At 60.1% G+C, this 23,560-nt stretch carries 19 protein-coding genes and 1 pseudogene; 17 read left to right on the forward strand and 3 right to left on the reverse strand.

All coding sequences use genetic code 11. From position 1 onward, the window contains the following. Positions 1–8: 8 nt before the first annotated feature. The gene (locus RAD16_RS27030; RefSeq protein ID WP_458160877.1) at positions 9–1,523 is read right to left on the reverse strand and encodes a 4-hydroxyphenylacetate 3-hydroxylase family protein; all 1,515 of its coding nucleotides are present in this window, start codon (positions 1,521–1,523) and stop codon (positions 9–11) included. Positions 1,524–1,577: 54 nt separating this feature from the next. After that, a complete protein-coding gene (locus tag RAD16_RS27035) occupies positions 1,578–2,324 on the reverse strand; it encodes a class II aldolase and adducin N-terminal domain-containing protein (protein ID WP_458160878.1) in 747 nt (248 codons plus the stop codon). A gap of 276 nt (positions 2,325–2,600) precedes the next feature. Between RAD16_RS27035 and RAD16_RS27040 the strand changes: the two genes are divergently transcribed. From RAD16_RS27040 to RAD16_RS27090, 11 genes and pseudogenes are all read left to right on the forward strand, one after another. Then, a complete protein-coding gene (locus RAD16_RS27040) occupies positions 2,601–3,815 on the forward strand; it encodes an ABC transporter ATP-binding protein (RefSeq protein ID WP_458160879.1) in 1,215 nt (404 codons plus the stop codon). Positions 3,816–3,874: 59 nt separating this feature from the next. Beyond that, on the forward strand, positions 3,875–4,951 hold the full coding sequence (locus RAD16_RS27045) for an ABC transporter substrate-binding protein (protein ID WP_458160880.1): 1,077 nt from the start codon (positions 3,875–3,877) through the stop codon (positions 4,949–4,951). A 36-nt stretch (positions 4,952–4,987) separates the two neighbouring features. Continuing rightward, positions 4,988–6,349 carry an LLM class flavin-dependent oxidoreductase gene (locus RAD16_RS27050; RefSeq protein ID WP_458160881.1) on the forward strand — a complete coding sequence of 454 codons (1,362 nt, stop codon included), beginning with the start codon at positions 4,988–4,990 and terminating at the stop codon, positions 6,347–6,349. 45 nt (positions 6,350–6,394) lie between these two features. Then, positions 6,395–8,200, forward strand: coding sequence for an ABC transporter permease subunit (locus RAD16_RS27055; protein ID WP_458160882.1), 1,806 nt, complete (start codon positions 6,395–6,397; stop codon positions 8,198–8,200). Between the two features lie 44 nt (positions 8,201–8,244). Then, positions 8,245–8,571, forward strand: coding sequence for a hypothetical protein (locus RAD16_RS27060; protein ID WP_458160883.1), 327 nt, complete (start codon positions 8,245–8,247; stop codon positions 8,569–8,571). A 114-nt stretch (positions 8,572–8,685) separates the two neighbouring features. Next, positions 8,686–8,844 (forward strand): annotated as a pseudogene (locus RAD16_RS27065) (transcriptional regulator); the annotation flags it as partial. 198 nt (positions 8,845–9,042) lie between these two features. Further along, the gene (locus RAD16_RS27070; protein ID WP_458160884.1) at positions 9,043–9,429 is read left to right on the forward strand and encodes a hypothetical protein; all 387 of its coding nucleotides are present in this window, start codon (positions 9,043–9,045) and stop codon (positions 9,427–9,429) included. Positions 9,430–10,478: 1,049 nt separating this feature from the next. Then, positions 10,479–11,486 (forward strand): helix-turn-helix domain-containing protein, encoded by a 1,008-nt coding sequence (locus RAD16_RS27075; protein ID WP_458160885.1) that lies wholly within the window; start codon positions 10,479–10,481, stop codon positions 11,484–11,486. Positions 11,487–11,979: 493 nt separating this feature from the next. Then, entirely contained in the window at positions 11,980–12,723 is a 744-nt protein-coding gene (locus RAD16_RS27080; RefSeq protein WP_458160886.1) for a S1 family peptidase, read from the forward strand. A gap of 318 nt (positions 12,724–13,041) precedes the next feature. After that, the gene (locus RAD16_RS27085; RefSeq protein WP_458160887.1) at positions 13,042–13,338 is read left to right on the forward strand and encodes a hypothetical protein; all 297 of its coding nucleotides are present in this window, start codon (positions 13,042–13,044) and stop codon (positions 13,336–13,338) included. Between the two features lie 487 nt (positions 13,339–13,825). Beyond that, complete coding sequence (locus tag RAD16_RS27090) at positions 13,826–14,791, forward strand: helix-turn-helix domain-containing protein (protein WP_458160888.1); 966 nt, start codon at positions 13,826–13,828, stop codon at positions 14,789–14,791. Positions 14,792–15,149: 358 nt separating this feature from the next. On the opposite strand, the gene RAD16_RS27095 is transcribed toward RAD16_RS27090, so the two are convergent. Further along, positions 15,150–15,770, reverse strand: coding sequence for a nucleoside deaminase (locus tag RAD16_RS27095; RefSeq protein WP_458160889.1), 621 nt, complete (start codon positions 15,768–15,770; stop codon positions 15,150–15,152). 1,175 nt (positions 15,771–16,945) lie between these two features. Here RAD16_RS27095 and RAD16_RS27100 point away from each other — a divergent pair. The 6 genes from RAD16_RS27100 (at position 16,946) to RAD16_RS27125 (ending at position 23,514) form a co-directional block, all read left to right on the forward strand. After that, positions 16,946–18,601 (forward strand): arylsulfatase, encoded by a 1,656-nt coding sequence (locus RAD16_RS27100; protein WP_458160890.1) that lies wholly within the window; start codon positions 16,946–16,948, stop codon positions 18,599–18,601. 672 nt (positions 18,602–19,273) lie between these two features. After that, on the forward strand, positions 19,274–19,600 hold the full coding sequence (locus RAD16_RS27105; RefSeq protein ID WP_458160891.1) for a hypothetical protein: 327 nt from the start codon (positions 19,274–19,276) through the stop codon (positions 19,598–19,600). 55 nt (positions 19,601–19,655) lie between these two features. Continuing rightward, positions 19,656–20,084, forward strand: a complete 429-nt coding sequence (locus RAD16_RS27110; protein WP_458160892.1) for a hypothetical protein — start codon at positions 19,656–19,658, stop codon at positions 20,082–20,084. A gap of 1 nt (position 20,085) precedes the next feature. Next, a complete protein-coding gene (locus RAD16_RS27115) occupies positions 20,086–21,156 on the forward strand; it encodes an HAD family hydrolase (protein ID WP_458160893.1) in 1,071 nt (356 codons plus the stop codon). Positions 21,157–21,332: 176 nt separating this feature from the next. Next, positions 21,333–23,021: an arylsulfatase gene (locus tag RAD16_RS27120; protein WP_458160894.1), complete on the forward strand. Its 1,689-nt coding sequence runs from the start codon at positions 21,333–21,335 to the stop codon at positions 23,019–23,021. Between the two features lie 211 nt (positions 23,022–23,232). Then, a complete protein-coding gene (locus tag RAD16_RS27125) occupies positions 23,233–23,514 on the forward strand; it encodes a hypothetical protein (RefSeq protein ID WP_458160895.1) in 282 nt (93 codons plus the stop codon). Positions 23,515–23,560 lie beyond the last annotated feature (46 nt).

Below are 23,560 nucleotides of genomic sequence, written 5' to 3' on the forward strand. Positions count from 1 at the left end.
CCCTCTCGCTATTCGGCCGCATCGCGGATCTGTCCAAACCATTGATTGACGGCACGATCCCCGGTCTGAGCGCCCTTCTCCTTCATGACCCTCTCCGACAACCCCGCGGATCTGCGCACGAAATCGAGCGGGCCGTCCCAATCGAAATTTCGATAGACCGCAGCAAGGTGCGCGAACGGCGCCGACTGCGCAAACAGCTGGAACGTCAGGCGATGGCCCGCATAGTCCGAGTTGAGCAGGTCGCGCGCAAAGGATAGCAGCCGACGTCGATCATCAGCGATCCAATGCTCGTTGACAGTGTAGAACTTCTCCAGCCACGGCCCGGTCTCTGCATCCTCGAAAGCCGCCTTGTCCGGCGTCACGCAGACTTGGCCTCCGCACAACTCGCGCGCGACGTGCATCATCTCGTGAAGCTGCGAGCAAGCCAGCACGCGCCCGGTGTAGAGCAGCGACTGGTTCGGCATCATCAGGCCGCCCGGGCTGCGCTCAGGTAGAGCAATTGCCGCCGTCAGATGCGCGTTGATCCCTTCGCGATAGATCGCAAGCTTGGAGAGCTTTTCCTGCACGGCTTGCTGCTTCTCGAGCCCGGTCTGGCGAACGTTGAACAGCGCTGCGCCGATCAGCATGTCGGCCAATTTCAGATTCCGCTGCACGAACGCAAAGGCCGAGTAGCGATGCAGCGTGGCCCGGATGTAGGCCGCCGCCTTCGTATGCCGATAGAACAGCACATTGTCCCAGGGGATCAGGACGTCGTCGAAGATCACCAGCGTATCGACCTCGTCGAACCGGTTCGACAGCGGGTAGTCTTCGGCCGGTGCGCGGCCCGCAAAGCCGGTGCGGCAGATGAATTTGAGGCCCGGGGCGTTGAGATCGCAGATGAACCCAACCGCATAATCGGAGTAGGCGGCATCGCCCCAATTGGCGATGGTCGGCTTGGTGAAGGCCTGATTGGCGTAGGCCGCGGCCGTCTCGTATTTGGCACCGCGCACCACGATCCCGGCGTCGGTCTCCTTGACGACATGCAGCAACATGTCGGGATCCTGGTCCTGCGGGGCCTTCGAGCGGTCACCCTTGGGATCCGTATTTGCCGAGACGTGGAACGGATCGGAGTGCAGCACCTTCAGAATGTGGTTGCGAATGTTCTTGGAGAATTGCGGATCGACGTCGTTGAGCACATCCTGCCCGTCGAACAGCGACCACATTTCGCCGACCGTCTCGTCGCCAACGCGTGTGATGACGCCGCCGACATCCTCGAGAACCGTATCAGTCGCGCGACGCTTGTCCCACCAATCCTGCTGGCTGAGCGGCAGTTTGTTGTTGATCGCATTGACCTCTCCGTCCTCGCGGTAAGTCATCAGATGCCGCGTCGCCGGGTCATGCTGAAGGTCGTATATCCGCCCCCTGAGATCGATCAGTGGCTTGAACGCCGGATGGACGGTGACGTCCGTGATCTTCTCGCCGTTCATATAGACCGCGCGGCCGTCGCGAATGGAGGCTTTGTATTCTTCGCCTGTCCGTATCATGTCCGCTCCTGTCTCGATTTCATTCGCGCTACCCCACCGCAACCGCAGTCGCGATCAATGCGCGTAGGACGGATCCTCGGCATCCAGGATGCACTTCATCTCCTCGAAATGCGCGATCGAGAAATCCGTGATCTGCTCCCAATCCTGTGCAGTGCTTTCGGCAACGGCGTCGGGCAAAACCTTCAACGGCTGCCCCGTCGCGTAGGCCTGGACCAGGATCTGGCAGGCACGCTCCAGCGTGTAGATGTCGTCGAAGGCTTCGCCGACCGTGTTGGCGATCACGAGCACGCCGTGATTTCCCATCATTAGCCGCGATTTGTTGCCGAGCAGCGCCGCAAGTCGCGCACCCTCCTGCTCGCTGTCGGCCATACCGCCATAACGATCGTCGATGGCGAGCCGATTGAAGTAGCGCGCGGTATTTTGATCGATTGGCTTGATCTGGGGGTCGATGAGAGAGGCGATCGTGGTCGCGAACGGAGGATGGAGATGCATCACGACCCGCGCCTGCGGAAGCTGCCGGTGCATCTGGCCATGAATGGCCCAGGCCGTCGGATCGACATCAGGCCGCCCTTTGACGCCCTGCTCGTCGTCTAGGTCGAACAGAACCAGATCGCTGGCTTTGATCCGCGAGAAGTGCCGCCACTTCGGATTCATCAAGAACCGGCGGCCGTCCGAGGAGATCGCGGCGCTGAAATGGTTGGCGACGGCCTCATGCATGCCGAGCTTGGCGATGCTGCGGAAGGCGGCTGCTAGATCAACACGAAGCTGCTGCTCTTCCGACGAGACGGCGGAATTCGTCATCTATTGCTCCTACGACAGGCACGTTCAGGCAAACGAGAGTTATGGATTCCGGTACGGGCGTAAAATAAGAAAATCGTCGTCGCTGATTACCTGAAAGCTATAGCGGGCCAACGCCGACGCCGTAGGCGAAAAGGCCAATGATTGACCACCGTTCGCCCAATAATTCCTCAACTGGATCGATTAGGCGTCGTCTAATCAAAGGACCCGGTTTTCGTAATTTACACATCACGGATCCGGGAGGCTTACTTTGCCCGAGTTGACCAGACAGGATCTGTAATGGATGCGATCCGCGCCGTTCCGCCTCTCCGAAGCCGCCGTAGCGACGTGTTTCGTATGTTGTGGCGATCGCCGCGCGACGCATACGATGCACCTGCAGGGCCCGCGCTATCCGACCACACCTCGGCATCGGCCGGCATGATGACGTCGAAGGTCAAGCTGCACGCTCGCGGTATCTCGAAGGCTTATGGCGCCGTAACCGTGCTCAAGCCGATCGAGCTGAAGGTTGTTGCCGGTGAACTCCTCGCGGTTCTTGGTCCATCGGGCTCCGGCAAAACGACCCTGCTCCAGATCATCTGCGGTCTAGTCGAACCATCGGGCGGCCAGTTGATCATTGATGGCCGTGACGAGACCGAGAGCTCCGCCGACAAGCGCGACATCGGCGTGGTCTTTCAGAACTACGCTTTGTTTCCTCACCTCACCGTCCGAGAGAACGTGGCGTTCCCGCTGCAGATGCGGCGAATGCCGGCGGAGGGGGTCAAGAGCCGGACGGAAGCAGCGCTCGCGATGGTCGGGCTGTCGGACTTTGCCAGCCGCTTTCCCCGCGAACTGTCCGGCGGCCAGCAGCAACGGGTCGCGTTGGCGCGCTGCTTCGTCTATCGGCCGTCGCTGATCCTGATGGATGAGTCCCTGTCGGCGCTCGACAAGAAACTCAGGGAGGACATGCGCATCGAGATCAAGCGCCTGCATCGAGAAACCGGCGCCACGATAATTTTCGTGACGCACGATCAGGAAGAGGCTCTCGCGCTGGCCGATCGCATATGCCTGATGAACGACGGCCGGATCGAGCAACTCGGCAAACCCGAGGAGATCTACGAACGGCCGGCCAACATCTTCGCCGCCGACTTCATCGGCGCATCTAATCTGATCCATGGCAAGGTCGCCGCGAACGGATGTCTTGAGACCAGCGATGGCGTCCTTCCGCTGCCCGACGACTGCAATATGCAGGTCGGCCAATCGGCCGCGCTAGTGGTGCGTCCGGAGAAGCTCGTTCTTTGCGGCGGTGACGAGGCGCTGCTGAGCGGTCGCGTTCAGGAAAGCATCTATGCGGGCTCGGAGACGCGGCTTCTGGTCCGTCTCGCCGGCGGCACGCTGATCACCGTGCGTCGTGGGGCCGGCCTGCCGCCGGTCGAAATCGATGAAAGCGTCTTTATCCGCTGGGAACGTAACCAAGCCCGAGTCCTCGAAAGCGGTCCATCAATGGCAGGCGCGTAGCATCACGCCATCACATCGCGTCCTCCGACACCGTTCATTGCATCACAGAGAGAACAACAATGTCCGCTATCACGCGCATCTCGAGACGGAAGCTTCTAAAGGCCGCGGGCGCCGCCGCTACCGGCATCGCACTGCCAGCAGTCTGGTCTCGACGGGCCGGTGCGGCCGAGCAGATCACTGTCGCCGACGTCGGTGGCGCTCCCGGTGCCGCGCTGCGCACCGCCTTCTATGATCCGTTCGAGAAGGCCACCGGCATCCGCGTCGAAGGAGTTGCCCACGAATCCGATCCGGTGACGCAGTTCAAGGTTATCGTCGACACCGGCAGCAAGCTCTGGGATGTCTGCATGGTCACCCCCGACGACGTGCTGAGGCTGACCCAGGACAAAAACTATCTCGAGCCGCTCGAGGTCGACAAGGGACCGGATGACGAGCTAATTCCGGGCGCATTGATGCCGAACTGGTTCGGCTTCTCCGCCTATGGCATCGTGATGGCTTATCGAACCGACGTTTACAAGGAGGCCCCGACGGGCTGGGCCGACTTCTGGAACACGGCCAAGTTTCCGGGACGTCGCGGCCTGTATCGCAACCCCAAGGGCGTATTGGAATCGGCGCTGCTTGCCGATGGCGTCGCGCCGAAAGATCTCTATCCGCTCGATGTCGATCGCGCCTTCAAGATGATGGACAAGATCCGTTCCGAGGTCGCGGTGTGGTGGACGGCCGGCGCCCAGAACACGCAGATCCTGCAGAACGGCGAGGTCGATATGGCGGACACGTGGTCGGCGCGCGCTTTCGCCGCGATCGATTCCGGCGCTCCGGTCAATATCGTCTGGAAGGGCCTCTACTCGATCGACGGCTGGTCGATTCCGAAGGGCACGACGAAGCTGAAACAGGCTCGCGAATTCGTGAAATTCTCCATGCATCCCGAGCGCCAGGCAGCTTATTCCAGCATCGTCGCCAATGGCCCGAGCAACCTCAATGCCTACAAGTTCATTACGCCGCAGCGCGCCAAGGTGCTTCCGACGCTGCCCGAAAATCTCGCCGGCCTCACCGTGCGCGACTATGCCTATTGGGGCAAGAACTACGCAGCAGTCTCGGAACGCTTCCAGGAGTGGCTGCTCATGGGCGGCAAGAAGTAACGTCTGCGACGCGCGAAGAAACACGGAGGGACGGTCATGAGCAAGAAGAAGCAGATGGTGGTTGGCGCGTTGGTGCACGCCAACGGATCGCACGCGGCATCCTGGTTGATGGACGAGGCGCGGCCGCACGCCTCGACCGACATCGACTATTACCGCGAGATGGCGCAACTCGCCGAACGCGGCAAGTTCGACTTCTTCTTTATTGCGGACACGCCGGCGGCACGCACCGAGAACCTGAGAGCCTGGAGCCGATCGCCGCTGTTCATGAACGTCCTGGAGCCGATCACCCTGCTTTCGGCCATCGCAGGGGCGACTACCCGTATCGGCCTCGGAGCGACCGCGTCGACCAGCTTCTACGAGCCCTACAATATTGCGCGGCTGTTCTCCTCGCTGGATCACATCTCGCACGGCCGTGCCGCCTGGAACGTGGTGACCTCCGCCAATGACTACGCGGCCCGCAATTTCGGTCTCGAACGGTTGCCCCCGCATGCCGACCGCTACACCAAGGCGAAGGAGTTCCTCGAGGTCGTCGAGGCGCTCTGGGACACCTGGGAAGACGGCGCTTTCGTTTACGACAAGGAGACCTGCCAGAGCTTCCTGCCCGACAAGCAGCATCTGGTCGACCACAAGGGCAAGTACTTCACCGTGCATGGCGCACTCAACATCGAGCGTTCACCGCAGGGCCGCCCGGTCATCATCCAAGCCGGCGCATCCGACACCGGCCGGGATTTCGCGGCCGAGCATGCCGAAGTAGTGTTCGGGTCGAGCGGCAATCTCGATGCCGCCAAGGCATTCTACAGCGATCTCAAGACCCGGATGGCCAAGTTCGGCCGCCGGCCGGACGATCTGAAGATCGCCTCAGGTATCTCGGTCGTGATCGGCGATACCGAGCAAGAGGCCCGCGACAAGCTCGATCGCTGGCAGGATCTGATCCATCCCGATGTCGGCATTTTGCGCCTTGGGCAGGACCTCGAAACCGACCTGTCGGATCTCCCCCTCGACGAGCCGGTGCCGGTCAGCCGGATTCCGGCGACGTCCAACCTCCACAAGGCGTATTTCGACGAGATCGCCGGCCTGATCTGCCAAGGCCTGACCTTGCGCGAGATCGCGCGCCGGTTCAATCGCGCCAAGGCGACGTTCTGCGGCACCGCGTCCCAAGTGGCCGATCACATGGAAACCTGGATCGACGCAGGCGCCTGCGACGGCTTTATGATCTCGTTCGTGGCACTGCCGAGCACGATGACTGACTTTGTCGAGAAGGTGGTACCGGAGCTGCAGCGGCGCGGGCGTTTCCGCCGAGACTATGAAGGGCAGACCCTCCGCGAGCATCTCGGCCTTGCGCGCCCCGAGAACCGCAACGCGGCATTGGCAAAGGCGCCACTTGCCAAGCGCGCCTAGAGTGAGATGACCGCACTGCAACAGATCGAACGAGGGCATTGAGAGATGGCCGAGATCACGTCTCTTGGAATTGCCGAGCGTCCTGGCACGAAGGCACGTAAGCTCAAACTCGATCCGCTGTGGCTGGCGCTGCCTGGTCTTGGCTTCCTGGCCTTGTTCCTGGTATGGCCGACCGCGCAGATGTTGTCCGTGAGCGTGATGGACAAGGTCACGGGCACGCTGACTTTCGCTCCATTCCTGCGCATATGGAACGGCGGCCCCTATCTCACCGTGCTGTCGACGACGTTCCAGGTCGCGTGCTGGACCACCGTACTCTGCCTGGCACTAGGCTATCCCCTCGCCTATTGGCTGTCGCAAAAGCCGCCCCAGCAGCAACGCATTGCCACCATGTTCGTGCTGCTACCGTTCTGGACCAGCGCACTGATTAAGAACTTTTCCTGGCTGGTGCTGCTCGGGCGCAACGGCATCGTGGCGAAGACCCTCGCTGCCATCGGGATGATGGGCGGGGATCAATTGCTGTTCGGACGTACCACCGTCATCTTCGCCATGGTGCACACGCTGCTGCCGCTCGCGGTCGTCACGATGTTGCCGGTCATGAACCAGATCGACCGTCGCCTTATGATGGCGGCATCGACGCTCGGGGCCAACGGCTCACGAGCATTCTGGCAGGTGTTCTTCCAACCCTCGGTACGCGGCGTCGCGTCGGCCGGCCTCCTCGTTCTTGTTGCCTCGCTCGGCTTCTTCATCACGCCGGCCCTCGTCGGCGGCGCCAAGGACACCATGATCGGGCAGCTCATCATTCTGCAGATCAACGAATTGCAGAATTGGCAACTCGGCAGCGCGCTTGCGGCAATCCTCCTGATCTCAACCATCACGATCTGCTTCGTTTATGACAGGCTCTTCGATCTGTCGGCGGTGTCGACGGGCAGTGGCCGACCGACCAACGCGGACGGCCTGGTACGACGTATCGGTCTTTCCATCATCCATGCCGCCGGGCTGACCTGCGGTACGATTGAGGAGCTCTGGAAGCGCAATATCCGCGGCCTGCGCGGGGGCGCTCTGCTCTCGATCTATGCCTGGGTCATGATCGCCTTGCTGCTGGCGCCGATCATCGCTTTTGTCCCTATGGCTTTCACGGGCTCGACCTTTCTGTCGTTTCCGCCGCCGAATTGGAGTCCACGCTGGTTCGAACAGTTCTTTGCCTCGTCGCTCTGGCTTGGCGCGATGACCCGTTCATTCGGCATCGGGTTCGCGACAGCGGCCATCACGCTGCTGATCGCATCGATGGCAGCATATGGAGTTGCCAGGACCCGCAGCCGGCTCGGCGGCATCGCGTTCCTGCTCTGCCTTTCACCGATGATGGTCCCGTCCATCGTCACCGCAATCGCGCTGTTCTATCTGTTCGCGCGAATGGGGCTGGTCGCAAGCGACATAGGGATCACCATCGGTCACACCGTCATCGCGATGCCAGTGGTGTTCATGGTCATGCTGGCGACCTTCAAGGGCTATGACTGGAAGCTCGATGCGGCAGCGGCAACGCTTGGCGCCGGACCGCTGCGCATCTTCTTGCGCATTACCTTGCCGCTGGTGGCGGGCGGGCTCGCCGTCGGTTTTGTAACCGGGTTCCTGCAATCGTTCGAGGAACTGACGGTTGCACTGTTCGTCGGCGGCGGCATCAAGACGACTTTGCCGAAGCAGATGTGGGATGGAATCCTGCTTCAGGTAAGCCCTGTCATCGCTGCCGCATCCGTCGTCGTGCTCATTGTCGTGATCTTGATGTTCGCGATCATCGAGATGCTCCAGGCGCGCCGCTCGCGCACGTCCGGAGCAGCAGTCGCCTCCGATTCTTGATGAAGTGAGGCGTTCGCGAAGCAACAGCGACACGTGGGGCCAGCATGCTCAAATTCACCCTGGAATGGATCGACCTTCGCTCTCCTCTCGCGCGAGCGATCGACGCAAGAGCAGTGACGGATCGTATCGGCACGCATGAGGCATTGATCGTGCCGCTCGTCCTATTGCTCGCACTCCTCTTCGCGCTCGGCATCATGACAGGGGCGCCTCAGCATACGCCCACCGACCGTATCTCGTTCTATGCGTCGTTCGGCAGCATGGGCATGCCTACGCTTTCTGTACTGCCGGACTCCTGCCGCCGGCCGCTGAACGTCGGTTCCACGCCGCGCCTGCGGCACGCAGACGTGCTCGCGTTGCTCGCGAACGACTGATCCAGCGCCGCCGCGCCCGATGCTCCGCTTGAAAACGAATGGCGGCTTCAGCACGATCCAACCATACTGATGGCCGCCGACGGAATAGCTGAAGCGCTTCGCAGCTGCCGTCAATACATTCTGCGCGTCGTCATCCCTGACCAGCAGAACTGCGACTTGTTCTACAAGAAGCTGATCCACACCGTCCCGCTCAAGAACATCACCTCGCGCTTCGCGATGGAGAAGATCGAGTCGATGACTGCGTTGCCGATCCCGCTGATCGTGATGGAATAAATGCTAGCGAAGGGCGATCCTACAATCGCGACAGTTTCAACAATAGCGCACCAAAGCATCCTCAACTAAGCGAACTACCCGGAAGCGACTCGATGCGTATCAGATCTGGCGTCGAAAAATGCCGATGCCGCCTTTGGGGGCTAAGCAGATGCTCAATCAGAGCATTGCCGGTTTTGACCCGTTGGAGAGATCTGCTGAATGCGTTACCGTTCCTGCATGAATGGAGACATAATCTCGGCCATGCTAGCACCGCTTACGCTCTTTGAGCGACGGTGCGAGGACAAGGAAACACTTCGAAAACTGATCACGCTGGCGAATGACAAATCCCGTCGCAAGCAAGCGCATGCATTATTTAACGAGATTAGACGCAAGACATTGGCGGCAGAGCAACGTCGCGATCAGCCGGCTGCAGCTCAATACGCCTTCGAAGAGATTTGCGCTAAGACTCTCTACAACATCACTCATGAGCCGACGCCGTTCGATCCAGACTCTCCGTTCTGGGTCTTGCCGCCCGCGTTGAAACTCGGCCGGATGCTCGGCATCACAGACGCTAGCGCGATAAGCCCGCCGTTGGGATCAGATTAAATCTGTTTTTGGGTCGGCCCAGACCTCCGGCGAGGTCCGCTTTCGCGGCGCGAGCGCCGATCTCATCAACTGCCACACTTACGTAGTTGACTTGAGTGAGTCGACTATCAAGCAACTACAGAGAATTGTGCTGATGCGTTCGAAGATGGTTCGACACCATCACCAAAAGACGCGAAGCATTTGCTACGAGACGCAGTTGCACCCGCACCAACCTGTTGCGATTACGCAAAAATCCCGCGTCCCGTCCATCATGGGCGCCGTAGAAAATTTACGGCCAAAGTCATTCATTTTACTGAGATATTTCGACTCCGATCGGCTCCTTATGTTATGGGACCGATTGAGAAATCTGGTTTAAGCAAGCTTGCGCTGCTTGGCTCTTCTAGGACCATATGTGCATGAATTGGAAGCGAAAATCGCGTCTTCGGATTATCAATACACACGTCGCGCGCACGAGAGCGAGAGTGCACACGCCACTCGCCCCGCGAATATCAGTGATTGTCGAGGCACTCAGGTTGGAAGTCGGCATCGATTTATACTCACTCGGCGATGTGAGTATAAATCGCATGCTGTTGCCGCGCTTATGCGATCGCTGGCCGCTTCCAATCGAAGACCTGCACGCAAGGCAACTATCATGAGCGGCACCTGGTCAAGTGGAGCAAATGTCTCCCGAAAATCATCAGTGGCGGGAGTGCTTACTCAGAGCAACAAGCGCTGGCATTCCAGAAGTGAAGATTCCAGGCGACGTTGCCGCGAAGATCGCAATTTGCAGCGTCACAATCCTTGCGTTGATCTATATCAAACACCCGCGTCGTTCCTGGCTGGCGTGCACCTTGCCGCATTTTGCCCGGGTAGCTGCGCACCCCAATAGTGTCGTAAACGCCACATTGATCAGGAGTAGTGCTGGCGCTAGAGTACTACGATCCTATGTTAAAAAACGGCGTGAACTCAGGGTCGGCGCCGTTTGATGAGAAAGCCGACAAATTCATTCTAAGAACTGATTGCGTAGCCGTCACCTGCAACAGCGTACTTTTGCGTCTCGGGGGGCCGAAATGCCCTGGAGTAGAGTTCTTGCGTTTTCAGATCCGTTGCTATGTCAGGCGGCGATCCTGGCTGCCGACGTCGAGATACTGCCAACAACGAAGGATGCTTTTGAGGTCGAGATCACGCAGGTCGGCGCCAACCGGCTCTGGGTGCAAGGTCTTCGTGCATCCGCGCCAACAGTCTGCACCGTCGCGTGCAAACCCGAGCGGCGGTCGATCGGGTTTCTGACCGAATCCAATTCGTCGCCCCTCCAGCACTGTGGATTGGAGGTCTTGCCCGGCGACATCATCGTCAACAGGTCTGATGTCGTCCATCGGCGATCAGGTCCTGATTTCGACTACGGTTCGCTCTCTCTACCAACCGATGAGTTGAATCAGGCGGTCGAAGCGATCATGGGCTACGAGTTCGTGGAAAAATCAGACCAGCGCATTGTTCATCCACACCCTCAATTGATGTCGCGGCTGTTGAAGCTGCACAGAGCGATCGGACAGCTCGCTCATGACACTCCAGATGTACTGCAAATCCCGGAGGTGCTTCGCGCACTGGAGAGTGAACTCATCCATGTCATGGTCCGATGTCTCGCCGACGGCGTCGGCGTAGAACCCAAAACGGTTGACCGCCACCACGATGCGATCGTCGCTCGTTTCGAGGAGTTTTTGGCGGCAAATTCCGACCGGCCGCTTTATCTCACCGAAATCTGCGGCGCCATAGGTGTCGCGGAGCGAACACTTCGCGCCTCGTGCGAAGAGCACCTGGGCATGGGGCCGATCCGTTTTCTCACCCTGCGCCGGATGCACCTCGCGCGTCACGCGTTGCTGCGGGCGGATCCGTTGAAGTCAACCGTCACGCGCATTGTCGCCGATCATGGTTTTTGGGAGCTTGGCCGCTTTTCGGTCGCCTATCGCGCGCTGTTCGGTGAATCGCCATCCGAGACGTTGCGGCGCCCTGCAGAGAGGATTGCTATCCACCTCAATCGGCCATCGTCCCTTGTAGTCACCGAACCTGGATACGCCTGAGTTCATGGGGCGCAAGCAAGCCCCCCGTAAGGGAGCTTGGCCAGTTTTCCGATGCCTACGCCCTCCTTGGAAAGTCGCGGTCTGAGACATTGCGACAGCTCACCTTGGCAGGCTGCAATGCAGCCCAGTTAACTCTCACCCCTTGGCACCGGTTACACCTAAGCGCGTCTTTGTCGTCACCTCCCTTGCCTGCTTGAACCTTGCGCAAGGGACTCGGTGGGCGACGACCGGCTTCAAATCGCCAGTCCTGAATAGCGCACGATCAATTTAGGAACGCCGTGACTTCCCTCGCGTTACTTGAGCAGAGCGCAAACCGAAATGGGTTGCGCTGGCCGGCTGCTGACACGGCAGATTCTCGACGTCTGTGACAAAGGCGCGACACCGGCCGCGAAAATTCCCGCGCCTTGGGAAAAGCTTCGGATAAGTCGGTCCGCCCTATTGCCCAGTCGCAGAGTCGCTCATCCACTGTGACTGGATACGGGGACTCGTTAAGATGCGTGGACGTGCCGATCATTTGCTGTTCGTTTCCTTCCTTCTGTTTGCGACCACCCAGCATGTTCGTGCAGCTTGCATCGATCCCGCACAGCTTGCGCACTCGACCGTCAGCATCATGCGATATTTCGATGACGCTGAGCGCGATGCACGTCCGGATCTTATCGGCGTGCGTGGTACCGGTTGGTTCCTGTCTCCAACAACAATCGTCACCGCCGCGCACGTAACAGCGGGAATGAAGCTCTCGATGGAGGAGTGGAAGCCGCTCGAGATCGCGGACGAAGATGGTAGCCATTTCATCGCCGCGCGAATCCAGCGTCTCGCGGGAGTCCAGGCCGAAAGGCTCGCAGTCATCGAACTCGAACATGCAGTCACCGCCGCACGGCGCGTCACAATCCGGAGGAAGCCGCTCGTGCCGGACGAGCAGGTCATGACGCTCGCCTATCCGGCCGGCCGCCTGCATCCCGTAGGAGGACGGTTCGTTCGTTTCGGAGACGATGGGAAGCTCGCCGGCATGGCACTCCTGGAATTTTATGAAGGCGAGAACCGCCTTGTCATCGACCATGGCGCGTCGGGAGCACCAGTGATCGATTGCGACGGCCGGGTCGCGGCAGTCATCAGCAACGTGTTCACGCAGAGTATCGTCTGGGCGTCTCACCAAATACGGATCTCGACAGCGTGGGGAATGCCCAACGTCGTCTCCGTGCCGGTCCAGGTGCTGGACGAATTTGCCCAATCCAACTGAGATCCAAGTGCGCAGCTATCTTGGGCCGGGCGTACAGGCCAGCTAGGTCCGTCGGCCGCACGCGCGAGCTCCGCAACAGGGGTGATCGCGCAAAAACGGCAGAACGCATGGGCTGTCTATTGCCGACCTCATGGAGCTGAGCCCACGCTCAGACTGGCAGACCGCTCCAGGCTCGATTCCGAACCTGCATAGTCAACCACGCGAAGTCGGCGCTAACCTGCCATGGCTAACTATCGGCGGGCTCGGCGGCCCGATGAGATTGCGTATCTTCTTCAGGCACACCACAAGGCCGTCAACCGACTATGCCGGAGGGATGTCATGCTCTTCAAACTGCTGCGCGTGCTCGCCATCACCGCTCCCCTATTAGCGATGACAAGTCTAACATCGGCACAGACAACTCCTCCGCGCCATGTCTCGCTGCCGAAGACAATCGGCGTAGCCAAGCCAGAAACAGTTTCTTCACTTTCCGTCGTTCGGGACATGCGGAAAACTCCGTCACCAGTTGACGGCGGCAGGTGCGGCTGTGTCCTTCGGCAAGATTTGTTCGATCGCAATGACGCGAACAATTTGCGATCGGATTATCCCGGTCCACCTGCTCAACCCAGCCAGTTCTAATCGAAGCTCCTATACGGACTCCCAGGCGGATTTTGTACCGCCCCAACCGCCCGTTTCAGTTCGCCTAGTCGCTCGCTCTCACCGTCGACCATCCCGCAAACAATTGCGGATCCTTGCCGCAAATGCATAGCCGCCCGCGCTCCGCCGGATATCGTCCTCATAGGCGAGCTGACTCGGATCCGGGAACCGGTCAGCATGACCTGCGAGTTGCGCCCAGTGTTCGTCAAGGATGGAATACGGCCGTAGACATTCGGTCGCTATCCGAAAGACCGCCCCCTGAGGGCGGTCTTTCGATTGATCGCGGCCTCGTCGAGACCTTTCCCGCCTGCCGAACTTGCATAGTCGACGGACTCCGCAATGCACCTTCGAAGTTCCGAAGGCGCATAGCCGAAAAACGTCAATTGCCCAATGCTGGCTCCTTTGATGCGACCCAAGAAGCTTCAACCGGTCGCAAGAACTGTTCCGCCGGCGCGACGGGGCATGGAATATGGCAGAAGGCGGTACACGTACATTTAGCGATCCGGATGGTTACGCGGCCGCGTTCGGCGATGTACGCGTCAACCTCACGATAGCGGGCGCCGGAGATTTCAAAGCTCAGTTGACGCGGCTGAAACTGAACCAGCTGGAAATTTATCGGTGCTGCGAGGCCCTCCCCCGCATCGCCTATATCTCGCTGCTCCCCGAACGGACTTTCCTGTCGTTTCCAGTCGCCACCGCATCTCTCAGATGCGGCGGATTCGCCTTGCGAAACGGCGACATGGTCCTTCACCTCGGCGGCGAGCGCGTGCATCAACGCTCTAACGGTGAGTGCCAGTGGGGGTTGCTGTCGTTACCGCCCGAGCAATTCGCCGATGGCGGCAAGGCCTTGACCGGACTGATCGCATCACCACCCGCCAACAGGATACTCCGTCCTTCGCGCGCGCTAGCGTCAAGATTCCAGGGCCTGTTCAGGCAAGCCTGCCATCTCGCGGAAACCCGAAAGGTAACCAAGCGCCCCGAGATCGCAAGAGCGCTGGAGCAGGAAATGCTCGACGCCATCACCCATTGCCTGGCTGCCAACGAGGCGGACGACCACTCCAGGGGGAGACATCATCACGCCGCTGTCATGGTTCGCTTCGAGGAAACGCTGGGCAAACGCATTGATCAGAAGCTCAACATGCCAACGCTTTGTGCGGAGATCGGCGTGGCCGAGCGAACGTTGCGAATGTGTTGCGCCGAGTTTCTTGGCGTAAGCCCTACACGATATCTTTTATTGCAGCGCTTGAACAAGGCTCGCGCCGCGCTGCAGCGAGCCGCCCCCTCAAAGGCGAGCGTCGCTGAAGTTGCCCGGAATCATCAGTTCCTGGAGCTTGGCCGTTTTTCGGTGACGTATCGCACCACCTTCGGTGAATCGCCTTCGACCACGCTGCAACGCGCTCGGCAGACACAAGCGCCACCCGCCGAAAGCGCATAGCCCATCCTGGGCGCTTCGCATGCGCGGGTCGCGCGCATTACTCGCAATCGATCATGCTTGAAACGTCCGGGACGCGGGATGCGGCCACATCGGTCTGACGCATTCACCACTCCGGCGGCCGGACTGTCGGTCCAATATTTGCGGGCGAAGGAAGACCAGGGGCCGACGGCTGCGGCTGGCTGGCCGATGGCAGCCACTCTCCCCAGTTGGTCCGCGTTCCCGACCGCCCTGCGATGACCAGACAACGCCTGGTGAGTCATCGGGTCAACATGGCGCCCGTTGCGTAGCGGGCGTTGTGACTCGCAAGGTTGCCGGTTGCACTGACGCGCGTCGAACGACCACGTTGCCGCCGAAAATTCTACCTGCGCCAAAGGCGATCAAGGACCACAGCCCTGACAAAGTTTGCGAGACTGGACCGACGGCCGACCCGCGATTTATGGTTCGAAGTCGAGCGCTCAACCTCTGGGCTCTCCACGAAGATCTTTCGAGCCTTCATGAACCGCCAGCTGAGCGGATTCCGCTTCTGAAAAATCGCCTCAACGTCGTGTTGCAAGTATCCGGACAGGACGATGGGCGGCGGAGCGAACACCTCCGGCAATACCGAGGACAAATTGCCATCGGTCAGAACCTTCCAGCGCGAGTGGCCGCCCATGACCGGTGACCGCAAGCTGAACACCACGCGTCCGATCCTGGTTTCGCGGATGGCATAGGAACACATCGCACACGGCTCGATGGTCGAATAGAGCGTGCAATCGTCAAGGCTTGTCGCGCGGAGCATCTTTTGGGCCGAACCAATTGCAACCATTTCGGCGTGTCGCGTCAGGTCTCCTTCGACCCTGACCATATTGAGGGATTCGCAAATGAATTCGCCCCGTCGCGCGATGACGGCCGCAAATGGGTACTCCCCGTTTTTGCCCGCGGATCGGGCGAGAGCAACGCAGCGACGCATCATGATCGCATCTGATTCTGAATCAGACATTCTCATGGCGCCAACAAGCCTTTGCGCAATCTGAACTGTGTGCGACGCTCACTTGATGGTTGCGCGGGCGCACAAAAAGGAATGCTCCGGCTCTTGATTGCATAGTTGACACTCGAAATCGTGTCGGGACAATTTGCCTTCCGATAAACCAGGCAAAGCTAATCTTTAGTTCGTAGTACTGACTATGCAGATTCGGAACCTCGGAGACCGCAGCAGGGGCGCGGATTCATGAGGAAGCTGCCAAGCCGTTGAGGAGAGGTTCGTTGAACGGAGCATCCGCGAATTCTGCCGGAAACGCATAGCCAGCTACGCTGCTGCCGCCGACAATGTCGGACTACGGTTCTGTTTCCTCGCGCGAAACCAAAAGAGTGGGAATGGACATACAAATTAAAGCGGACGCAAGGCCAGCCGCGCGGTCAGCCATTCCAGGTCGGCATGATTGGCCAAGGTTCAACGCGCGGCGAAAACCCAGGTCTGATTCCCACCCTCTTGCAGCATGAGGCGTAGGCATCATACGCATATTGCCCGGCATCCCCCTGCGGAAGGGCAGAGGCTTGGCCCTGCCTGGCGGCCGCCGCATGAGCTTCCTTGAAACACGCCGCTCGAGCGTTCGTCTCTTTGTCTGTCTCCTGGGCCGTGATTGGCGAAGTCAAAGTCAGGAGAGCGGCCGACAGCATAGTGGCTGACAAAATCTTCCAAGTCATGGGTAACTCCCTCCAGTTAGCTCTGGGCTCGGCATTGACAGCCCGAGAATGGCGGCCTGGTTGGGCCGCTTAGTTTGCCGAGAAGCGTACCAAGTTAGGGTCCGGCTAGCGTCGCTGGCTATGCAGATTCGGAGTTTTTCAAGGGACCCGGCGGGCGTGAGATGTGACCAGGCGGGCATCCCTCGGGGCGTACGCCTACGACTGGTCGCCCAGTATTTTCTGGATGGCTGCGTCTAGAAGGTACAGCGGGCTTGCCGGAATCGCATAGCGCGTCGTGGGCCCTTCAGCCAACTTCCCGTCCGCATGGCGACTGACCGCTCGGATGATCCTGCATGGATCGGAAGAGCTTCAGTGGGTGGAGTGGGGGGCGAAGGCTGCGGCCCGGCTTCGGCAGCCGACATCAAGGAAGCAATGATGAGCCTGTTCAGGACAATCTGGGGCGCTGTTGTCGTGGCGTGTACGGCCACGACAATGGCAAGTGTTCCTGCCTCCGCCCAGCAGGGACAAAAGCCCAACATTCTCTTCATCATGGGCGACGATATCGGATGGATGCAGCCGAGCATCTATCACCGCGGACTGATGGTCGGAGAAACGCCGAACATCGATCGCATCGGCAATGAGGGCGCGATGTTCACGCACTATTACGCCGAGCAGAGCTGCACGGCCGGACGTACAGCCTTCATCACCGGAATGCAGCCGGTTCGGGTCGGCATGGTCTTGCCGGAAATTCCAGGTAGCCCATCCTACCTGCGGACGGGGACGCCGACGCTTGCCAAGTTCCTGCTCGATCTCGGCTACGCCACCGGCGAATTTGGCAAGAACCATCTCGGCGACCACACCGAGTCGCTGCCGACCGCGCAAGGATTCCAGGAGTACTGGGGCTATCTCTATCACCTCGACGCCATGCAAGGGGTGAGCTTCCCGGACATCAACAAAACCCCGACCCAGCAGACCCTTGCCCCGCCATGCCAGAACACACCGATCCCGGGCGTAGCCGAGGTCCCCGGCGCTGTCGATCCGAAGACCACGGTCTGCCTGACGCCGCCGCGGCCAATGCTGGCGTGCAAGTCCTCGGACGGCACCGCCAAAAACATGACATGCAAGGATGAGGGCCCGCTGACCCTCGAACGATCGAAGACCGTGGACGAGGAAATCTCGGCGAAGGTCGTCGACTTCCTCGATCGCAACGACCCGAAGAAGACCAACAAGCCGTTCTTCGTCTGGTACAACCCGGCGCGCATGCACATCACGACCGTGCTGCCGGACAAGTACCTGGCCATGGTGGGGGAGCCCGGCGGCAAGGACTGGGGCGTCAACGAAGCCGGCATGAAGCAGATGGATGACAACATCGGCGTGGTGCTGAAGAAGCTCGAAGACATGGGCCAGCTCAACAACACGATCGTCGTATTCACCACCGACAACGGCGCCGAGACCATCACCTTCCCGGACGGCGGCACCACGCCGTTCAAGGGCGGCAAGCTCAGCACCTGGGAGGGCGGCATGCGCGCTCCGATGGTGATCCGCTGGCCTGGCGTCATAAAGCCCGGCACGATCAAGAACGAAATGTTTTCGGCCCTCGACTGGCTCCCGACTTTCGTCGAGATCTGCGGCGGGCCCAAGGGCGACGCACTGAAGCAACAGGTCGAGGCCGGCTATCCCAATATGGTCAAGACCACGCTCGACGGTGTTAATCAGACCGACTATCTGAGCGGCAAGTCCGACAAGTCGGCCCGCGACCACTTCTTGTATTACTCCGGCAAGGAGCCGTCTGCGGTCCGCTACAAGAACTGGAAGATGTACTTCGCGATGGTGTCCGACTCACCGGCGGGCTTCATTAACGGTGTGCGGCCCTATTCATGGACGCAGGTCGTCAACATCAAGCGCGATCCCTTCGAGACCTCCGTTGGCGAACAGCAGAAGACGCTGTTCGGCATGGCCGGGGCGATTGCATCTCCGTCGACCGCCTATGTCTATGACTGGAACATGCTGCCTATCGGACAGCAGTTGTGGTTGAGGCACCTCGAGACATTCATCAAATTCCCGCCGCTGCAGGACCCTGCCAGCTACAACCTGGAACAGGTCATGCAGCGGGTGAAGGACATGAGGACCGCCGGGGCCAGCGACTAGTCGGGCGCCTCGGGCCGCAACTTGAGAACAAGAAAAGAAGCGGCCGGTCTCAAAGGACCGGTCGCTCGTCCCAGAGCATTAGGATATCCGCAAGGAGGGATGATGGGCCTGCTTGCTTTGGCCGCCTGGGCGTCCGCAAGCGACAGATGAAGCGATTGATACGCTTGCCGCGCCCTCCCTGCGACAGATCGTAAACCTGGCCGCCCATGCGTTTGGGCAGTGAAAACTGGGAATTGCTCATGTCCATGATGAATCGAACCGGCTGGCGCCGCGGGCGTTCATCACGATCAACGACGGCACAGCGGCAGCAGGCGACGCGGCGGCCGCCCCCTATTGCCGCTACTGCCCCTACCCACCTAGTTACTGAGGCAACGCGAAAGTGCGGGCTCTGTTGGACAGGTGCCGACAGAGCCCCCGATCAGGAAAACCGGAACCACGACTGATTTGGAAGACCGAATGAACAGGAGGCATGCAATGCGCGACAAGAGATTGATGATCTTAGGCGCTGTTGCGATCGGCGCATCGGTGCTGGCGCTGAGTCCAGATCCTGCCGCAGCGAGAGGAGGCTTCGGCGGCGGTGGATTCCATGGCGGCGGCTTTCATGGCGGGGGCTTTGCGGGAAGAGGTTTCGGGGGCGGCTTTAGAGGCGCCGGATTCGCGGGAAGCCGCGCCATGGCTATTGGTGGTTTTCGCGGTGGCGCTGTGGTTGCGCGACCTGGCTGGGGCGGCGGCGCTGTGGTCGCACGCCCCGGCTGGGGTGGTGGTGCATGGCGCGGCGGATGGCGCCCGGGCTGGGGCGGAGGCTGGGCTGGATGGCGGCCTGGCTGGCGCGGTGGCTGGGGCGGATGGGGCTTTCCGATTGCGGCCGGCGTCGCCGCTGGCATCGCCGCGAGTAGCTGGGACTACGGCTATCCGTATGCGGGCTATGACCAGTGCTTGTTCTGGGACGGCTTCACCTGGGTGAACGGCTGCGATCAACCTTCCGGCTACTGGTGGTGAAGCTAGCCCGAGGGAGCGCTTGACACGCATCATATTCACCTAGGGGCGGCAAGACATGAAGCTTGTGAGCGGAATGTTCGCGGCAGCGCTCATGCTCGCGTGCATGGGAGCCTGCCAGGCAGCGGTACGCATTGCAAATGACCGTGGAGGACTGCTCGACAGCTACCTGGACAGTTATGAGGAGCTGGGTGCTTCCGGCCAAAGCGTGATGATCGACGGCCTTTGCGCGTCGGCCTGCACCATCGTGCTTGCAGCGATCCCGAACGACAAAATTTGCGTAACCTCGAAGGCCAACCTCGCTTTCCACGCAGCCTGGGTGGTCGGCGCACACCGACGCGCCATCACGAGCCCTGAAGCAACACGGATGCTCTTTGCGATGTATCCCGTGCCGGTGCGGCGCTGGATCGCTCGTCACGGAGGGTTGACTCCACGGACAATCTTCCTCCGCGGCAAGCCGCTGCAGGCGATGTATCGCTCCTGCTAACGTGATCGAGGTCCTCATGCACCCCTTGCATTATCACGCCAACCGTCGCGTTCTACTTTCGGCGCTCACACTATGGCCCGGACTGTGCGGACCGCTCCTGAAGCTCCCGGCGCAGGCGCAGACAAGCCCGTCGGGAAGCCCATTGCCTTCGTGGAATGACGGTGCCGCGAAGCAGGCGATCCTCGACTTCGTGCGCGTCACAACCGACACCGCGGGCCCGAACTACGTGCCAACAGAGGATCGAATCGCCGTCTTTGACCAGGATGGCACGCTCTGGGTCGAGCATCCCCTGTACACGCAAGTGGTCTATTGCCTGGACCGCGTCCCTACGGTGGCAGCGAACAAGCCGGAGCTCAAGAACGTTGAACCGTTCAAGACCGTGCTCTCGGGCGACCGGGAAGCGATCGCCAAGCTTTCGATGCGGGATCTTGAGCAGATCCTCGCGGCGACGCTGACCGGCATGTCGGTGGAGGAGTTTGACGCCGAGGCGAAGAAGTGGATCGAGACCGCTCGGCATCCGCGTTGGAAACGCCCGTATACCGAGCTCGTCTATCAGCCGATGCTCGAAGTCCTGCGCTTCCTGCGCGACAACGGTTACAAGACCTATATCGTGACCGGCGGCGGGCAAGACTTCGTGCGCGTCTACGCCCAGCAAGTCTACGGTATCCCGCCCGAGCAGGTCGTCGGAACCGCGGGCGGAACGAAATACAGCTACGGCAAGGACGGCAAGCCTTTCCTGACCAAAGAGCCAAAGCTCCTCCTGAACGACAACGACGCCGGCAAGCCCGAAGGAATTCACCTCATGATCGGCCGCCGGCCATATGCCGCGTTCGGCAACTCGACGGGCGATCGCGAGATGCTGGAGTGGACCGGTGCAGGCGCCGGCGCTCGGCTGAAGATGCTCGTGCTGCATGACGATGACGTCCGCGAGTACGCCTACGGCCCGGCGCAGGGTCTGCCGGACAGCAAGGTCGGCACTTTCACCCCCGCGCTCTACGACGAGGCGAAGAAGGATGGCTGCAGCATGATCAGCATGAAGAATGATTGGAAACGCGTCTTCGCGTTCCAATAGCTTGCCGAAAGTGCATAGCGCGTCCAGGAGGCTTCGACCAATTTCCCGTCAGCGAGGCGTCCGACCGGTTGCCGACATGCGATCCTCCATTGATCGCAATGCAAAATCGGTGGGTGGGTGGAGTTGGGCGAAGGCTGCGGCCCGGGCTTCGGCAGCCGACATCGAGGAAAGCAACCATGAGCTTGTTCAAAGCAATCTGGGGCGCGCTTGTCGTGGTGTGTACCGCCACGACACTCGCGTGCATGCCTGCCTCCGCGCAGCAGCAACGACCGCCCAACATCCTTGTGATCATGGGTGACGATGTTGGCTGGTTCAACGTCGGCGCCTACCACCGCGGAATGATGTCGGGCAGGACGCCGAATCTCGACAAGCTGGCGTCCGAAGGCATGATGTTCACCGACTACTATGCCGAAGCAAGCTGCACGGCGGGCCGCGCCAACTTCATCACCGGCGAATTGCCGATCCGTAGCGGATTGACGACCGTGGGTCAGGCGGGCGCCGATGTCGGCATACCGGACCAGGCCGTCACACTCGCAACCGCGCTCAAGTCGCTCGGTTACGCAACGGGACAATTCGGCAAGAACCACCTCGGCGATCTCAATAAATATCTGCCGACGGTGCACGGCTTCGACGAATTCTTCGGTTACCTGTATCACCTCGACGCGATGTCTGACCCGTACTGGTACTCGTTCCCAGCCGACCAGAACTATTACAACAAGTACGGCCCGCGCAGCCTGATCCATAGCTACGCGACGGACAACGACGACCCCACCGAGATGCCGCGCTGGGGCAAGATCGGCAAGCAACGGATCGTCGACGAAGGGCCGCTGCCGCCGTTCCCCGATATGTCGAACGTGCCGAATATGCACGATATGCCGTTCTTGAAGGCGAAGTACGACATGACCACCTTCGACGAAGTTTTGACCAAGGCCTCCAGCGACTTCATGGACAAGGCCAAGCGCGACGGAAAACCCTTCTTCGTCTGGCACAACACGACGCGCATGCACGTCTGGACGTTCCTGCAGAAGAAGTACAGCGCGATGCAGAACTCCGAGACGAACTACGGTCTCGAGGAAGCCGGCATGGCCCAGCTCGATGACAGCGTCGGCACCCTGCTCAAGCATATCGACGACATCGGCGAAACCAACAACACCATCGTCATCTTCACGACGGACAACGGCGCCGAGGTGTTCACTTGGCCGGATGGCGGCATGACCCCGTTCAAGGCGACCAAAGGGACCAGCTATGAAGGCGGCTTCCGTGTGCCGGCCATCATTCGCTGGCCAGGCCGCATCAAGCCGGGTTCAGTAGAAAACGGAATCGTCTCGGGGCTCGATTGGTTCCCGACACTTACGGCTGCAGCAGGAAATCCGAACATCACCGACCAGCTTCTCAAGGGCGTGACACTGGAAGGCCGCACTTACAAGAACCACCTCGACGGTTACAATCAGATGGATCTGCTGACGGGCAAGGGCCCCTCCGCTCGCCACGAGATCTTCTATTTCGCTGGTCCGCATCTCGGTGCTCTCCGCCACGATAATTTCAAGTTCCAGTTCTTCCAGCAGCCATACGGGTGGCCGGGCGAAAAGGACACCACGGACATGCCGACCGTCATCAACATCCGCCAGGACCCGTTTGAGCGGACGCCGATAACTAGAGGTGAAAGCCTGAACAACGCCGGCGGGGGCTATATGAACGATTTCATGGGCCGTGAATTCTGGCGGTTCGTGGTTGTTCAACAGGAGGTTGCCAGATTGGCGCAAACGGCAATCGAGTATCCCCCAATGCAAGCGCCGGCGAGCTTCAACCTTGAAGCCGTAAAAAAAGAGGTTGAGCAAGCCATCAAAGCTCATCAAGGGCAGTGATCGGCCCGACCTTTCAACATGCGGGCGCTCTCCTGAGAACGCCCGCAACCCACAACGCGATCGTCGGAAGGAGCCTCCAATGAACGGCGCGCTCTTGTCACTCGCACTGGTCACTCAACTTGGTGGTCCATTGGTAATATCCGTCGGAGATGTGGTGCCTGTTATCAACATCGAAAGGACCTGCAAAGAAACGGCGGCCACGGACTAGGCCATGGACCTCGATCTTCCTCAATCGGTCGAGAATTGCATGCGCGACGAGAATGCTGCGCAAGAGCGGCTTGCCGCCATCTGGTCAAATTATTCCGCTTCCATTCGTGACCGCTGCGCGGCCGAAGCGACGCTTTTGGGAACGGGCAGCTATGTTGACCTGTTGACCTGCATGCAGATGAACGCCCCGGCGACATTGTCACCAACACCGGCATTAAGGGGGCGCGGGCAAGAACCGGAACAAGAATTAGCACCGATCACTGTGCTCGCTGCCGAATCTGCATAGCCCGAATTGGCCCATATTGAGCAAGCTCTGAGGATCGCAGGTCTAC

The organism is Bradyrhizobium sp. 18BD (assembly GCF_054185225.1).

Excerpts from the sequence above, each read along its gene's own strand:
- RAD16_RS27030 (WP_458160877.1), bottom strand. The coding sequence starts at position 1,523 with ATGATACGGACAGGCGAAGAATACAAAGCCTCCATTCGCGACGGCCGC.
- RAD16_RS27035 (WP_458160878.1), bottom strand. The coding sequence starts at position 2,324 with ATGACGAATTCCGCCGTCTCGTCGGAAGAGCAGCAGCTTCGTGTTGAT.
- RAD16_RS27040 (WP_458160879.1), top strand. The coding sequence starts at position 2,601 with ATGGATGCGATCCGCGCCGTTCCGCCTCTCCGAAGCCGCCGTAGCGAC.
- RAD16_RS27045 (WP_458160880.1), top strand. The coding sequence starts at position 3,875 with ATGTCCGCTATCACGCGCATCTCGAGACGGAAGCTTCTAAAGGCCGCG.
- RAD16_RS27050 (WP_458160881.1), top strand. The coding sequence starts at position 4,988 with ATGAGCAAGAAGAAGCAGATGGTGGTTGGCGCGTTGGTGCACGCCAAC.
- RAD16_RS27055 (WP_458160882.1), top strand. The coding sequence starts at position 6,395 with ATGGCCGAGATCACGTCTCTTGGAATTGCCGAGCGTCCTGGCACGAAG.
- RAD16_RS27060 (WP_458160883.1), top strand. The coding sequence starts at position 8,245 with ATGCTCAAATTCACCCTGGAATGGATCGACCTTCGCTCTCCTCTCGCG.
- RAD16_RS27070 (WP_458160884.1), top strand. The coding sequence starts at position 9,043 with ATGCGTTACCGTTCCTGCATGAATGGAGACATAATCTCGGCCATGCTA.
- RAD16_RS27075 (WP_458160885.1), top strand. The coding sequence starts at position 10,479 with ATGCCCTGGAGTAGAGTTCTTGCGTTTTCAGATCCGTTGCTATGTCAG.
- RAD16_RS27080 (WP_458160886.1), top strand. The coding sequence starts at position 11,980 with ATGCGTGGACGTGCCGATCATTTGCTGTTCGTTTCCTTCCTTCTGTTT.
- RAD16_RS27085 (WP_458160887.1), top strand. The coding sequence starts at position 13,042 with ATGCTCTTCAAACTGCTGCGCGTGCTCGCCATCACCGCTCCCCTATTA.
- RAD16_RS27090 (WP_458160888.1), top strand. The coding sequence starts at position 13,826 with ATGGCAGAAGGCGGTACACGTACATTTAGCGATCCGGATGGTTACGCG.
- RAD16_RS27095 (WP_458160889.1), bottom strand. The coding sequence starts at position 15,770 with ATGTCTGATTCAGAATCAGATGCGATCATGATGCGTCGCTGCGTTGCT.
- RAD16_RS27100 (WP_458160890.1), top strand. The coding sequence starts at position 16,946 with ATGGCAAGTGTTCCTGCCTCCGCCCAGCAGGGACAAAAGCCCAACATT.
- RAD16_RS27105 (WP_458160891.1), top strand. The coding sequence starts at position 19,274 with ATGGCTATTGGTGGTTTTCGCGGTGGCGCTGTGGTTGCGCGACCTGGC.
- RAD16_RS27110 (WP_458160892.1), top strand. The coding sequence starts at position 19,656 with ATGAAGCTTGTGAGCGGAATGTTCGCGGCAGCGCTCATGCTCGCGTGC.
- RAD16_RS27120 (WP_458160894.1), top strand. The coding sequence starts at position 21,333 with ATGAGCTTGTTCAAAGCAATCTGGGGCGCGCTTGTCGTGGTGTGTACC.
- RAD16_RS27125 (WP_458160895.1), top strand. The coding sequence starts at position 23,233 with ATGGACCTCGATCTTCCTCAATCGGTCGAGAATTGCATGCGCGACGAG.